The sequence below is a fragment of the Mycolicibacterium thermoresistibile genome (assembly GCF_900187065.1).
Taxonomy (GTDB): Bacteria; Actinomycetota; Actinomycetes; order Mycobacteriales; family Mycobacteriaceae; genus Mycobacterium; species Mycobacterium thermoresistibile.
In genome coordinates this window covers 3,945,192-3,958,549 of record NZ_LT906483.1, presented here as the reverse complement: position 1 = coordinate 3,958,549, position 13,358 = coordinate 3,945,192, and the positions used below count along the sequence as shown (strand labels likewise).

The 13,358-nt window shown below is 68.9% G+C and carries 14 protein-coding genes; 11 read left to right on the top strand and 3 right to left on the bottom strand.

Going from position 1 to position 13,358, the window contains the following annotated elements:
* The first annotated feature begins 54 nt into the window (after positions 1–54).
* The 6 genes from CKW28_RS18620 to CKW28_RS18595 are packed head-to-tail and all read left to right on the top strand — an operon-like array spanning position 55 to position 5,678.
* Positions 55–2,076 carry an alpha-ketoacid dehydrogenase subunit alpha/beta gene (locus CKW28_RS18620; RefSeq protein WP_003925337.1) on the top strand — a complete coding sequence of 674 codons (2,022 nt, stop codon included), beginning with the start codon at positions 55–57 and terminating at the stop codon, positions 2,074–2,076.
* A complete protein-coding gene (locus tag CKW28_RS18615) occupies positions 2,073–2,300 on the top strand; it encodes a biotin/lipoyl-containing protein (protein ID WP_003925338.1) in 228 nt (75 codons plus the stop codon). Before CKW28_RS18620 ends, CKW28_RS18615 begins: the two co-directional genes overlap by 4 nt.
* Complete coding sequence (locus CKW28_RS18610) at positions 2,297–3,151, top strand: enoyl-CoA hydratase/isomerase family protein (protein ID WP_003925339.1); 855 nt, start codon at positions 2,297–2,299, stop codon at positions 3,149–3,151. Before CKW28_RS18615 ends, CKW28_RS18610 begins: the two co-directional genes overlap by 4 nt.
* Positions 3,152–3,157: 6 nt before the next feature.
* A complete protein-coding gene (locus CKW28_RS18605) occupies positions 3,158–4,129 on the top strand; it encodes an NAD(P)H-dependent flavin oxidoreductase (protein ID WP_003925340.1) in 972 nt (323 codons plus the stop codon).
* Positions 4,126–4,923 carry an enoyl-CoA hydratase/isomerase family protein gene (locus tag CKW28_RS18600; RefSeq protein ID WP_003925341.1) on the top strand — a complete coding sequence of 266 codons (798 nt, stop codon included), beginning with the start codon at positions 4,126–4,128 and terminating at the stop codon, positions 4,921–4,923. Before CKW28_RS18605 ends, CKW28_RS18600 begins: the two co-directional genes overlap by 4 nt.
* Complete coding sequence (locus CKW28_RS18595; protein WP_003925342.1) at positions 4,920–5,678, top strand: enoyl-CoA hydratase/isomerase family protein; 759 nt, start codon at positions 4,920–4,922, stop codon at positions 5,676–5,678. The genes CKW28_RS18600 and CKW28_RS18595 overlap by 4 nt, the downstream gene beginning before the upstream one ends.
* Here CKW28_RS18595 and CKW28_RS18590 read toward each other — a convergent pair.
* Both CKW28_RS18590 and CKW28_RS18585 read right to left on the bottom strand, forming a co-directional pair.
* On the bottom strand, positions 5,650–6,852 hold the full coding sequence (locus CKW28_RS18590; protein ID WP_003925343.1) for an acyl-CoA dehydrogenase family protein: 1,203 nt from the start codon (positions 6,850–6,852) through the stop codon (positions 5,650–5,652). The two genes, CKW28_RS18595 and CKW28_RS18590, sit on opposite strands and share 29 nt — an antisense overlap.
* A gap of 1 nt (position 6,853) precedes the next feature.
* Positions 6,854–7,666, bottom strand: a complete 813-nt coding sequence (locus CKW28_RS18585) for an enoyl-CoA hydratase/isomerase family protein (RefSeq protein ID WP_003925344.1) — start codon at positions 7,664–7,666, stop codon at positions 6,854–6,856.
* A gap of 114 nt (positions 7,667–7,780) precedes the next feature.
* Here CKW28_RS18585 and CKW28_RS18580 point away from each other — a divergent pair, with 114 nt between their 5' ends.
* Positions 7,781–8,977, top strand: a complete 1,197-nt coding sequence (locus tag CKW28_RS18580; protein ID WP_003925345.1) for a cytochrome P450 — start codon at positions 7,781–7,783, stop codon at positions 8,975–8,977.
* Positions 8,974–9,774: an enoyl-CoA hydratase/isomerase family protein gene (locus CKW28_RS18575; RefSeq protein ID WP_003925346.1), complete on the top strand. Its 801-nt coding sequence runs from the start codon at positions 8,974–8,976 to the stop codon at positions 9,772–9,774. The genes CKW28_RS18580 and CKW28_RS18575 overlap by 4 nt, the downstream gene beginning before the upstream one ends.
* Positions 9,775–9,778: 4 nt before the next feature.
* Here the strand turns inward: CKW28_RS18575 and CKW28_RS18570 are convergent, their stop codons facing one another.
* Positions 9,779–11,113: a phosphotransferase gene (locus CKW28_RS18570; protein WP_003925347.1), complete on the bottom strand. Its 1,335-nt coding sequence runs from the start codon at positions 11,111–11,113 to the stop codon at positions 9,779–9,781.
* A gap of 36 nt (positions 11,114–11,149) precedes the next feature.
* Here CKW28_RS18570 and CKW28_RS18565 point away from each other — a divergent pair, with 36 nt between their 5' ends.
* The 3 genes from CKW28_RS18565 to CKW28_RS18555 are packed head-to-tail and all read left to right on the top strand — an operon-like array spanning position 11,150 to position 13,358.
* Positions 11,150–11,917 carry an SDR family NAD(P)-dependent oxidoreductase gene (locus CKW28_RS18565; RefSeq protein WP_003925348.1) on the top strand — a complete coding sequence of 256 codons (768 nt, stop codon included), beginning with the start codon at positions 11,150–11,152 and terminating at the stop codon, positions 11,915–11,917.
* Positions 11,917–12,438, top strand: a complete 522-nt coding sequence (locus CKW28_RS18560; RefSeq protein WP_003925349.1) for a nuclear transport factor 2 family protein — start codon at positions 11,917–11,919, stop codon at positions 12,436–12,438. The genes CKW28_RS18565 and CKW28_RS18560 overlap by 1 nt, the downstream gene beginning before the upstream one ends.
* Complete coding sequence (locus CKW28_RS18555; protein WP_234784955.1) at positions 12,420–13,358, top strand: SMP-30/gluconolactonase/LRE family protein; 939 nt, start codon at positions 12,420–12,422, stop codon at positions 13,356–13,358. Before CKW28_RS18560 ends, CKW28_RS18555 begins: the two co-directional genes overlap by 19 nt.

The window sequence follows — 13,358 nt, the reverse complement described above, 5'->3', positions numbered from 1 at the left end:
AATTCGTCATGTTGTAGAATCGCCGCAGCCGTAGTGCGCGGGCAAGGAGACTCAATGGCCACCCAGTTGGACGTCGAGGCACCGACATCGGCCAACGATCGCGCGATCGCGTTGTACCGCTTGATGAGCAAGGTGCATCACGCGGATGCGCGGGTTCGGAAAGGTCTGTCCTCGGGCGAGATTGCGATGAGCTACTGGCCGGTGACCGGTCAGGAGGCGATGTCGGCCGGTGCCGCGCTGGCGCTGTCCGACGGCGACCAGTTGGTCAGTACCTACCGCGGCCTCGGTGACGTCGTCGCCAAGGGCATCGACCTGGCCGGCTATTTCGGCGAGATCCTCGGCCGCAGGACCGGGCTGTCGCGGGGCAAGGCGGGTGCCATGGGCATCTCCGACCCCGACCACGGCATCGCGTGGACGACGGGCATCGTCGGCGCGGGGCCGCTGTTCGCCAACGGTATCGCGTTAGCCGCCTCGATCCGCGGCACGGGGCAGGTGGTGCTGGTCAGCTTCGGTGACGGCGCCACCAGCATCGGCTACGTCCACGAGGCGATGAACATGGCGGCGCTGTGGAACCTGCCGGTGGTGTTCTTCTGCCAGAACAACGCGTGGGCGGAGTGCACCGCGATGGAGCGTTACACCCGCACCGCCAGACTGTCCGACCGCGCGCAGGGCTACGGCATGCCGGGTGTCACGGTCGACGGCACCGATCCACGCGCCGTGCACGACGCCGTGGCCGAGGCCGTCACGCGCGCCCGATCGGGCGGCGGTCCGACGTTCGTGGAGGCCCTCGCCTACCGGTTGCAGGGTCACTACTTCGGCGACACCATGGCCTACGCCGACCCCGACGAGCTGGCGGCCAAGCGCGCCGACCCGCCGTTCGACCGCTACCGGCGGCGCCTGATCGACGAGGGGATAGCCACCGCGGCGACCCTCGACCAGATCGACGCCGAGCTGGCGGCGCAGGTCGACGCCGCGTTCGCCGCGGCGCGCGACGCCGAACCGCTCGGCCCCGAAGAGCTCACCGGTGACGTGTTCACGGGCAACGGGACCGAGTTGGCCGACGGCACCGTCCCGCGGGTCGCGCTGCCCGAGGGGGAGACCGAGGAACTCGGGCTGGTGCAGGCGATCCACCGCACGCTGGACCGGGCGATGGCCGCCGACGATTCGATCATCCTGCTGGGCGAGGACATCGGTGACCGCTCCGGTGGCGGCATGTTCAAGATCACCGCGGGACTGTCGGCCAAGTACGGCGAAGAGCGGGTCCGCGACACCCCGATCGCGGAGTCGTCGATCATCGGCGCCGCGCTGGGGGCCTCGCTGGCAGGTCTGCGGCCCGTCGCCGAGTTGATGTTCATGGATTTTCTCGGGGTGGCGATGGACCAGATCGCCAACCATGTCGCCAAGGTGCGCTACATGTCGGGCGGGCGCCGCGGCGCGCCGCTGGTGATCCGCACGATGGTGGGGACCGCCGCCGGGGCGCAGCACTCCCAGGCTCTCGAGGCATGGGCCATGCACACCCCGGGACTCAAGGTCGTCTGGCCCAGCACCGCCGCAGATGCCGCCGGCCTGCTCAACGCGTGCCTGCGTGAGGACGACCCGTGCCTGTTCATCGAATCGATGAAGCTGTACTACGGCGGCGGCAAGGGGCCGGTTCCGGTAGCCGACTACGTGATCCCGCTCGGCCAGGCCGATGTCAAGCGGGTCGGCAGCGACGTCACCATCTGCACCTACGGCGTGTTGGTGCATGCCGCGCTGGAAGCAGCGAAAACCCTTGCGGGCGAGGGTGTCTCTGTCGAGGTAGTCGATCTGAGGACGTTGGTTCCGCTGGACCTGCAGACCGTGCTCGACTCGGTGCGCAAGACCAAGCGCCTGGTCGTCGCACACGAATCGGTCGGCTTCTGCGGTCCCGGTGCCGAGATCGCCGCAGCCGTCGGTACCGAACTGTTCGCAGAGCTTGCGGCGCCGATTCAACGCGTCGCGGGCACCTACACCCCGGTGCCGAGGGCCGCCACGCTGGAGGCGGCCTGCCGCCCAGATGCCACAAAGCTCAGTGATGCCGTCAGGAGGATCATGTGACCGAGGTGCGTATTCCCAAGCCGGGCGACGCGATTACGGAGGCCGAGCTGACCGCTGTCCACGTCCCCGACGGTGGCACGGTCACCGAGGGTGACCCGCTGTACGCCATCGCCACGGACAAGGTCGAGATGGACATCGAGGCGCCGGCGTCCGGCGTGGTGACCTGGAAGGTCGAGGTGGGCGGCACCTACAGTGTCGGCGAACTGGTCGCCGTGATCGCATGACCGGTCTGCCCGAGTCGCTGACAGTTGATCTCGGCGCACCGGAGCTGACCGGCGAAATCCACGGTGACACACTGACGGTCACCATCAACCGACCGGAGAAACGCAATGCCGTCACCGTCGACGGCTACCACGGGATCAAGCGCGCCGCGATGATCGTCGCCGACGAGCCGGGCCTGCAGTTCCTGGTCATCACCGGAACCGGTGACGTGTTCTGCGCCGGCGGCGACATGAGCGGGGCGGGCAATCCCGACCGCACCTGGGATGCGTTCACCGAGGCCTACGACGCGACACCGTTCGAGGTGCTGGGCAAGATCCCCAAGATCGTGGTGTGTGCGGTCAACGGCATCGCCATGGGTGGGGGACTGGTGATGACGTTGTTCGCCGACCTCGTCGTGGCGTCGGACAAGGCCCGGATGCGGGTGCCCGACCTGACCCGCGGGGTGTACGAGGCGTTCGTCGCCGCCCGTCTACCGCAACGCATCGGCACGCTGCGGGCCAACCACCTGATCTATGGAAACGACTGGATCGACGCCGCCGAGGCCGAGCGCCTCGGACTGGTCGGCAAGGTGGTGCCCCATGACACGCTGGCCGCGGAGACACAGGCGCTGCTGGACCGGGTCCGCAACACCGGCCCCGCGGCGCGGGCCGCGGTGAAACGCGAGATGGCCCGCGCCCTGCCGGCCGTCGACGTCAGCGGCTACTGGTCGTCGATCGGAACCTCCGAACAGATCGAGGCCTTCTCCGCCTTCCTCGAAAAACGTCCACCGCGTTGGTCGGTGAGCTCCGACCGCGACGCGTTCGTCCAGACCCGCAGGCCGCAGTGGATGCCGCCTGACTCCGGAAAGGAATGACAGCCGTTGATCAAGACCAGGTTCACTGAGGCCTTCGGAATCGAGCATCCGATCGTCCAGGGCGGGATGCAGTGGGTCGGCCGTGCGGAACTCGTCGCGGCGGTGGCGAACGCGGGAGCGCTGGGGTTCATCACGGCGCTCACCCAGCCGACGCCGGAGGATCTGGCCAAGGAGATCGCGCGCTGCCGCGAGCTGACCGACAAGCCGTTCGGCGTGAATCTCACCATCCTGCCGACGATCAACCCGCCGCCGTACGACGAGTACCGGCAGGTGATCGTCGAGTCGGGCATCAAGATCGTCGAGACCGCCGGCTCGAACCCCGCGCCGCACCTGCCGATGTTCCACGAGCACGGGGTCAAGGTGCTGCACAAGTGCACCTCGGTGCGCCACGCGGTCAAGGCGCAGGAACTCGGTGTGGACGGCATCAGCATCGACGGGTTCGAGTGCGCCGGCCATCCGGGTGAGGACGACATCCCGGGGCTGGTGTTGATTCCGGCGGCGGCGGCCAAGATCACGGTCCCGATGATCGCTTCGGGCGGGTTCGCCGACGCGCGGGGTCTGGTGGCGGCGCTGGCGCTGGGCGCCGACGGCATCAACATGGGCTCGCGGTTCATGTGCACCGTGGAGTCGCCGATCCACCAGAAGGTCAAGGAGGCGATCGTAGCGGGCAGCGAACTGGACACCGAGCTGATCTTCCGCCCGCTGCGCAACACCGGACGGGTGGCCAGCAACTCGGTGTCGCGCGAGGTCGTCGAAATCCTGGACAAGGGAGGCAAGTTCGAGGACGTCGCGCACCTGGTGTCCGGCAAGCGCGGGGCCAAGGTGTACGAGACGGGCGACCTGGAGGCCGGCATCTGGTGGATCGGCACGGCGATGGGGCTGATCAACGACATCCCGACCGTCGGCGAACTGGTGTCGCGGATGGTTTCCGAAGCCGAGGAGATCATCAACGGGCGACTGGCGGGGGCGCTGCGATGACCGAACTTCCCACCGGCACATCGGAACTCACCGGATGCGACGAGATCCTGGTGGCCAACGACGGTCCCGTCCGGATCGTCACCCTCAACAACCCCGGTGACGCCAACGCGGTCAACAACGCGATGCACGGCGCCTTCGCCCGGCTGTGGAGCAAGCTGGGGGAGGACCCGGACGCCCGCGCGGTGCTCATCACCGGCACCGGGGACTACTTCTCGGCGGGCGGCAACCTGGTGGAGTGGCTGGAGACCCACGTCAACAACCCGGTCACCCGGCGCGAGGGCATGCGCGACGCCCGCCGGATCGTGCGCGACATGGTCGACTTCCCGCTGCCGATCGTGGCCGCGGTGAACGGCCCCGCCGTCGGATTCGGTTGCAGCATCGCGGTGTTGTGTGACATCACGTTGATGTCCGACCGTGCGTTCCTGGCCGACACCCATGTCGCCTCCGGCCTGGTCGCCGGCGACGGCGGTTCGGTGCTGTGGCCGCTGATGATGAGCCTGATGAAGGCGAAGGAGTATCTCCTGCTCGGCGAACGCATTCCGGCGGCCAAGGCCGTCGAGCTCGGGCTGGCCAACCGGGTGGTGCCGCACGACTCGGTCAAGCAGGAGGGGCTGGCGCTGGCGCACCGGCTCGCGGCGCTGCCCGCGCGTGCGGTCCAGGACACCAAGCGCACGCTGAACCTGCACGCCGAGCGCGCGGTGACGGCGATTCTCGACTACGGGATCTCCGCGGAGACGGAGTGCTTCACCACACCGGAGCACCGGGCCGCGATCGAGAGGTTCCTCAACCGGTGACCGCCGATGCACCGCTGGTGCTGCGCGAGGACCGCGGCGCGGTCGCGCTGCTGTGGCTCAACCGTGCGGCGCAGCGCAACGCCCTGCGCTACGAATCGTGGACCGAGCTGTCCGAGCATCTGGCGGTGCTGGCCGAGGATCCCGACGTGCGCGGCGTCGTGGTGGCCGGCGCGGGCGGGTTCTTCTCTGCCGGCGGTGATCTGAAGACCGGGCCGGCGCACGGCGCCGGCCCGCTCGGACCCGCCGGCCGGGTCGAACACGCCCAGCGGGTGATGGAACAGCTCAAGGCGGTCCCGGTGCCCACCGTGGCGGCGGTGGAGGGCGCCGCGGTGGGGCTGGGCTGGAGCCTGGCGCTGGCGTGCGATCTCGTGGTCGCCGCCTCCGACGCGTTCTTCAGCGCCCCGTTCGTCGCCCGGGCCGTCGTCCCGGACGGCGGCCTGGCGTGGCGGTTGACCCACCAGCTCGGCAGGCAGCGAGCCTCGGCACTGTTGTTGCGGGGCAGTCGGCTTGCCGCGCCCGACGCCGCGCAGGCGGGGTTGGTCACCGAACTCGCCGAGCTCGGCTCGGCCGTCGAGGTCGCACTCGCGCTCCTCGACGAGCTGGCATCGGCCGATGCCGGGGCGGTGGAGATGACCAAACGGCTGATCAACTCGGTGGAGGCCGCGCAGTTGGCGGCCTTCCATCCGCTGGAGCTGGCGATGGCCACGGTGGCCCAACAGCGCTCCGCTAGCGCGGCAGCCCGAGACCGCTGGTAGAGATCAGGTCCCGCTGAATCTCGCTGGTGCCGCCGCCGATCGTGTGCAGCAGCGACAGCAGCAGCCCGTCGGAGAAGTGGCCGTGCAGCACCGCCTCCGGATCGTCGGGCATCAACGCCCCGGCCGGGCCCAGGATCTGCGCGCCGAGCGCACGCAGCTCGGCCGTGAGCTCGGAGTGGTACAGCTTGGACAGCGACGGCAGGGTCGGGTCGAGCGAACCCGCCGCCTGCAGATGCGCGATCCGGTACGACAGGATGCGGCCCACCTCGACCCGCTCGACCGCCCGCGCCAAGGCCAGCCGGTTGGTCGGATCCGCCAGCGGGTCATGGGGCTTGCCGCGCTGTGCGTGACACCAGTCGACGAGCTCGTCGAGGAAGCGCTGCGCCTGCGCGGCGCGGGTCACGTTCGACCGCTCGGCGTTCAGCAGGGCCTTGGCGACCTTCCAACCGTCGCCCTCCGCGCCGACCAGGTTCTTCGCCGGCACGCGCACGTCGTCGAAGAACTCCTCGGCGAACGTCGGATAGCCCGTCATCGACCTGATGGGGCGCCGGGTGATGCCCGGGCTGGACAGGTCGACGAGGAAGAACGAGATGCCCTGCTGCCGTTTCCCGCTCACCGGGGAGGTACGCGCGAGCACGAAGATCCAGTCGGCCAGCACGCCGTTGCTGGTCCAGGTCTTCTGGCCGTTGAGCACGTAGTGGTCGCCGTCGCGGCGTGCGGTCATCCGCAGCGACGCCAGATCGGACCCGGCCTCCGGTTCCGAGTAACCCTGGGCCCACATCCGTTCCGACCGTGCGATCAGGGGCAGGTGCTCTTGCTGTTGCTCCGGGGTGCCGAACCGAAACAGCACCGGCGCCAGCATGTTCACGCCGTTGGTGTTGACCAGCGGGGCGCCGGCGTAGGCGAGCTCCTCCCGGATGACCACCTGTTCGACGACGCCCAGTCCGCCGCCCTCGAACTTCGCGGGCCAGTGTGGGACGAACCAGCCCTGGGCGTGCAGCTCGCGGCAGAACCGCACCGCGCGCTCATGGCCCTCCCGCGGCAGGTAGTCGGGATTGGCCGCGGTGCGGCGGAACTCGTCGGGCAGGTTGTCGGCCAGCCAGGAGCGCACCGACGCCCGCAGCTGCTCGACGTGTTCTGCGCCGCCGAACCGGACGATCGGGGTCAGCGGCATGTCAGACCCGATCGGCCGGCTTGGACGCCCGCTTCATCAGCTCCGCCATGTACTCCTGGAACTCCCTGGAGCCGGTGACCACCGCCTGCAGGTCGTTGCTGGCCTGCTGGTGGGTGCGAAAGCCCATGGTCTCCCAGGCCCGCAGGATGCCGGCCTTGGTGGCCTGCAGCGTGATCAGCGGCGCCTTGGCGATCTTGGCGGCCAACTCCTCGACCGTGCTCTCCAGCTCGTCGGCGGGCACCACGCGGTTCACCAGGCCGAATTCGAGGGCCTGCTGGGCGGTGATCTTCTGCGCGGTGTACAGGTACTCGGCGGCGCGCTTGTAGTTCATGAACACCCACGGCTCGAACATCGTCTCGGAGCCGGGCAGCCCGAACCCCGGGACCAGCGGCATCTGGAACCAGGCGTCTTCCGAGCAGACGGTGATCTCGGGTATCAGCGCCCATGTGGTGCCGCCCCCGATGGCATAACCGTGGACCTGGGCGATGACCGGCTTGGGGAACTCCCACAGCTTCAGCACCGGCCACAGGAACAGCTGGGCGGCCGAGCGCCACACCTTGCCCGACGCCTCGATCTCGGCCTTGAACTCCGGATAGCTGCCGTCGGGAATGTGGCCCGAGCAGAAGCCCTTGCCGTTGGCCTTGATGATCACGACCTTGATGTCATAGTCGTACTGCGCGTCGTCGAGTGCGGTGTTGACGCTGTGCACCATTTCGGAGGTCTGGGCGTTGGCGCGGTCGGGGTTGTTGAGGATGATCCGGGCGATCGGGCCGTCCTTCTCGTAGATGACATGTTCCAGGGTCCGCGTTTCCAACCTGCCCAACCTCCTTAACGATTACCGTCTCTGTTGTATAGCTTCACTGTTGTACAGAATAACGCGGAGTGTACCATTGTTTAGCGTCTGCTCACTCCAGGAAAGGACCAGCCGATGGTGACAGCGGAACTGCGCTGGGATCCGTTCGACCGTGCCCTGCACAAGAATCCCTACGACGTGTGGCGGCGGCTGCGCGACGAGGCGCCCGTGTATTACAACGAGCAGCACGACTTCTACGCGTTGAGCCGGTTCGACGATGTGCTGTCGGCCTCCTTGGACACCGAGACCTTCTCGTCTGAGCACGGGATCACCCTCGACGCCATCACCCCGGACCCGTGGCCGTCGCCCAAGGCGATGATCATGATGGATCCGCCCGACCACACGGCGATGCGAAAGATGGTCAACCGCACCTTCTTCCGTAGCAAGGTCGCGGAGTTGGAGGACCGGATCCGGATGCTGTGCCGTGGGTATCTCGACCCGTTCGTCGGCAGCGGCGGCTTCGACTACGTTCGGGACTTCTCGATGAAGCTGCCCGTCATGGTGATCAGCTCGTTGCTGGGCTTCCCGGAGGAGGACCACGACAACCTGCGGGAGTGGTCGGACCTGCAGCTGTACCGCGAGGAGGGCAGCACCGAGCTCAGCGAGGTCGGCAGGCAGGCCGGTGAGAAGCTCTTCGCCTACTACCGGGATCAGGTGGCGAGCCGGCGGGCCGAGCGCGCCGACGACATCGTCAGCCAGCTGATGGACTCCGACCTGGTGCAGCCGGGCAAGCCGACCCGTCGACTCGACGACGGCGAGCTGCTGATGTTCATCGCGCTGATCAACGTCGCGGGCAACGAGACCGTGGCCCGGTTGCTCGGTTGGGCTGCGGTGACGTTGGCGCGGTTCCCGGAGCAGCGGGCCAAGCTCGTCGACAACCCGAGCTTGATCCCCGGCGCTGTCGAGGAACTGCTGCGCTACGAGGCGCCGTCACCGGTGCAGGGCCGCTTCGCCGTGCGCGACGCCACCTATCACGGCACCGTGATCCCGGCGGGGACGAAGGTCGCGTTGCTGACCGGCTCGGCAGGCCGGGACGAACGCCAGTACCCGAACCCCGACGTCTTCGACGTCACCCGCACCGGCATCCGGCACGTCAGCTTCGGCCACGGAGCGCACTTCTGCCTCGGCGCGGCGCTGGCCCGCCTGGAGGCCAGGGTCGCCCTCGAGGAGACGTTGGCGCGGTTCCCGACGTGGGACATCGACGAGGACGCTGTCGAGTACGTGCACACCAATTCGGTGCGCGGTCCGGCGAGCGTGCAGATCCGGTTGTGAGCGCCACCGGACTGTCCGCGCGCACCGAGGACGGGGTGCGCTGGCTGGTGCTGGACCGCCCGGATGTCGGCAACTCCGTGACCCGGGCGATGCAGCGCGACCTCATCGACAACCTGGAGCGTGCGTCCGCCGACCCCGATATCCGCGCCGTCGTGTTCACCGCCGCGGGCACCAAGCACTTCTGCACCGGCCCCAACCTGCGCGACCCTGAGATGCGGCCGAGCCAGGACCGGATCGCCGGGGACGCCGCGCGCAGGCTGCGCACCGGATCGCAGGCCGTGGTGTCGGCGATCCTGGACTGTGAGAAGCCCGTCGTGTGCGGACTCAACGGCGTCGCGGCAGGCGTCGGCGCGAGCATGGTGCTGGCGTGCGACCTGATCGTCGCGGCCGAAAGCGCGCGGCTGATCGAGTTGTTCGTGCGACGCGGCCTGGCGCCCGACGGCGGGGCGGCCTACCTGCTGGCGCGCAAGGTGCCGTTCAACATCGCCAAGGAACTCCTGATGTTCGGCGAGCAGATCACCGCCCAGGAGGCGCATCGCATCGGGTTGGTCAACAAGGTGGTGCCCGACGATCAGCTCACCGCCGAGGTGACGGCCTGGGCGCAGCGCCTCGCTCGGGGTGCGACGCGCGGAATCGCCGCCGCCAAGGCGATGCTCAACCAGGCGCTCGACGTGGACCGCGCCGCGGCCTTCGCCACCGAGGCGCTTCTCGTCGAGCAGGTGGCGTCCACCGAGGACGTCGCGGAGGGGATGGCGGCCTTCGCCGAGAAGCGCGAGGCCTCGTTCCGGGGACGCTGACCGGTCAGCCGAGCAGTTCGTCCAGCGGCATGACGTGCACGATCCGGCCGCCGGTCAGCAGCGGCTCCATCATCAGCAGCTGACGCATCACCCGGCGGTGCAGCAGCGTGATCAGTGCGGCGTCGTGCTCGGGTGACGCCGTGTGGATGAACTCCTCGAGGGCTTGGTCGCCCGCCGCGCGGTCGGCGGGCCGGGTACCGAGTAGATCCGCGAGGTCGTCGAGGTCGGCGGCCTCGACGGCGCGCGCGTACTCGGCGACGCGGTGACTGAACCGGGCGACCCGCGCGACGGAGGACCGCTCGTACTCGGCGATACCGGCAGGCACCTGGAGGGACTCCACCATCGACGCCAGGCCGGCGACGGCGCCGGGGTAGGGCGTGGGCTGCGGCTCGGGCAGCGACACCGCGGACAACTCGACGCCTGCCTGCCGGGCGATCGACTCGATCGCGTGCAGCGAAAGCTGGTGGAACCACTCGATGTACTGGACGATGTCGGTCAGCGGCAGGTCCAGGTGCAGCACGATCGTGATGCCGAGCGGCGTGCACAGCGCGAACTTGGCGGTGTGGAACTCGATGGCGGCGCGGTCCAGCGGCGTGCCCGAGACCTGCTGGTAGCGCCGCAACACCCGGCCGAGGTCGCCCATCGGCTCGGTCGCGTTGCGCAGTCGCAGACCCGCGAGGTCGTGGGCGACGTCGCCGATGTGCGCGAGCTCGACGTCGATCAGGCCGGTGATCCGGCCGTCGGCGTACATGTACTGCCCGGTGTCTCCGAGAACGAACGACGCGGCGGACCGGTGGGCCGGCGCGTTGCGCCGCAGCCATCCGATCGCGAACTCCAGCAACGGTTCCGGGCGCTGCTTGAACTCCCGATAGCGGGCCACGAACGTCTCGAAGTTGTCCAGTGCGAGTGCGCGCGGACCGTCGGGGACCGCCAGCCCGGCGAACGCCGCCGGTTCGATGGCGTGGGTGCGCACCAGCGCGTCGACGTAGGAGTCCATCACCGCGTCGACCTCGGCAGGATCGTTGGCCTGGCAGGGATTCGGCGCTCCCGGCAACAGGTCCAGCACGATCGCCGAGGCTTCGTCGATCTCTCCGTAGACGTGCGGGACGGAGATCTGATGCTCCTCGAGGACCCGGTAGATCTGCGCCTCGACCTTGACCCCCGCGAAGCCGAATCCCTCGCGGTCGCCCCGCACGTAGAGTCCGATCTCCCGGCCGTCGCGTTCAGCTGTGACGAACCACGCGGGCCGCCAACGCTGATGGCGTTCGATGCTGCGGACCGGCCCGATGTTGGCCGAGATCCAGTCGGAGACGACACGGTCGATGCCGCATTCAGCCACTGGACAATAGTACAGACATTGTGCTCTCGTTGTGTTGTGCTCTCCGACTCCGTCGCGCTGATCACCGGCGCCAGCGGCGGGATAGGCCGTGTGCTGGCGCGTCGCTATGCGCAGCGCGGAGCGCGGGTGGCGCTGGTCGCGCGGCGTCGCGACGAACTGAACGTGACCGCCGCGGCGGTCACCGAGGCGGGCGGCGAGGCCCTGGTGCTGGTCGCCGACATTCGTGACGAGACACAGTGTGCTGACGCGGTGGCCGCGACGGTGGCGCGATGGGGGCGCCTCGACGTGCTGGTCAACAACGCCGCGGTGCCGGGCAGCGACCAGTCGGTCGCCGAGGCCACCGTCGACAACTGGAACCAGGTGCTGGCAACCAATCTCGTCGCACCGATGGTGTTGTCGCGAGAGGCGCTGTGTCAGGCGATGATTCCGGCGGGCAGTGGCAACATCCAGTTCCTGTCGTCGGCGGCGGCCCGCAACGTCGCGCCGGGCAAGGCCCACTACGCCGCGGCGAAGCTGGCGCTGAGCGCACTCGGACAGACGCTCGCGCTCGAGGTCGGCGGGACCGGGATCCGGGTCAACACGCTGGTGGTCGGCAGCGTGGAGGGCGAACTGCTCGACCGGTACGTCGCGCGGAGGGCTGCCGCCGACGGGGTGAGCCCGGACGAGGTGCTCAGCGGGCTGGCCCGCTCGACCAAGCTCGGCAGGCTGATCAGCCCGGAGGAGGTCGCCGACGTCTCCCTCTGGCTCGCATCCGATGCCGCGTCGGCGATCACCGGCCAGGACATCTTCGTGACGGGAGGCTGATGACGCAGCCCGACCCGGTCGCACTGCTGGTGGCGCGTGACGAGATTCGTCAGCTCGCCTACCGGTACGCGGCCGCGCTGCAGGCGCGGGACGTCGACGCGATGGTCGACCTGTTCTCGCCCGACGCCCGCTTCGGCGAATTCGGCAGCGGTCCCGACGCGTTGCGCCGGCTGACGACCCAGAGTCTGGACGGGGCGCTGTTCACGGTGATCCTGGTCGCGAACCATCTGATCGATTTCGACGACGACGCCCGGGCCCACGGGCAGGTGTGGGCGCACTGTTTCGCCCAGACCGAGGCCGACGGTTTCGTCGAGCAGCTCATCAGGTACGACGATCGTTACGAGCGCCGGGACGGCCGCTGGCTGTTCAGTCACCGCAGGCACCGGTTGTGGTACGGCGTCGGCCACCGCGAGTCGCCGCTGCGCCAGCCAGCGGCGAACTGGCCCGCGAGCCAGATCGGCGTCGGCGATATTCCACTGTCCGACAAGGTGTTCCACTCCTGGTGGGAGAGACGGTCATGATTCTTGCGCAGGGATTGGCGTTTCCGGAGAGTCCGATCGCGGAGGCGGACGGCTCGGTGCTGGTTTCCGAGATCGCGGGCGGATGCATCACTCGGGTGCGACCGGACGGCACGACGGAGAAAGTCGCCGACACCGGCGGCGGGCCGAACGGGATCGCTCGGCTGCCCGACGGCCGCCTGGTCGTCTGCCAGAACGGCGGATCCACGTTCGGCGTCGGGTCGTGGCCCTACGACCTTCCCGGAGCAACGAAGCTGTTCCGGCCGATCGGACCCGCGACCGCACCGCTGACGCCCCAGTTGCAGGTCATCGACGCCGACGGCAGGATCGAAACGCTGACAACAGAATTCATCGCACGCAACGGCCAGCGGTTGCCGCTGGTGCGGCCGAGCGACGTGTGCGTGGACTCGTCGGGTGGTTACTACGTCACCGACGGGGGCACGATCAGGGGCCGCAGCCGAGAGATGACCGGGCTGCTGTACGCAGGCCTGGACGGCGTCCTGCGCGAGATCGTGTATCCGCTGGAGATGCCCAACGGCGTGGCGCTGTCACCCGACGAGTCGAAACTGTATGTCGCCGAGACCAGGACGCGCCGAATCTGGGAGTTCGGCCTGGACGAGCCCGGCGTCATCGGCTCGGCGCGCGGGCTGGCGACGGTGCCCAGCGGGGGACCGCTGAACGTCGGTGGCGCCGACGGCCTGTGCGTCGACAGCGCGGGCCGGATCCTGGTGGCGACGTTGGGTACCGGTGGGGTGACGGTCTTCTCCGCCGCGGGCGAGTTGCTCGGTGCCATCGAGGCGGACGACCCGATGACCACGAACATGACGCTCAGCCCGGACGAGACGAGGCTGTACGTCACGCTCGCCTCGTCCGGGCGGATCCTGGTCGTTGAGGACTGGATGACGGCCGCGGGAATCCGCTGA

What these genes read in the sequence shown, in the direction of transcription:
- CKW28_RS18620 (WP_003925337.1), top strand. Translation starts at nt 55, where the DNA reads ATGGCCACCCAGTTGGACGTCGAGGCACCGACATCGGCCAACGATCGC.
- CKW28_RS18610 (WP_003925339.1), top strand. Translation starts at nt 2,297, where the DNA reads ATGACCGGTCTGCCCGAGTCGCTGACAGTTGATCTCGGCGCACCGGAG.
- CKW28_RS18600 (WP_003925341.1), top strand. Translation starts at nt 4,126, where the DNA reads ATGACCGAACTTCCCACCGGCACATCGGAACTCACCGGATGCGACGAG.
- CKW28_RS18590 (WP_003925343.1), bottom strand. Translation starts at nt 6,852, where the DNA reads ATGCCGCTGACCCCGATCGTCCGGTTCGGCGGCGCAGAACACGTCGAG.
- CKW28_RS18580 (WP_003925345.1), top strand. Translation starts at nt 7,781, where the DNA reads ATGGTGACAGCGGAACTGCGCTGGGATCCGTTCGACCGTGCCCTGCAC.
- CKW28_RS18560 (WP_003925349.1), top strand. Translation starts at nt 11,917, where the DNA reads ATGACGCAGCCCGACCCGGTCGCACTGCTGGTGGCGCGTGACGAGATT.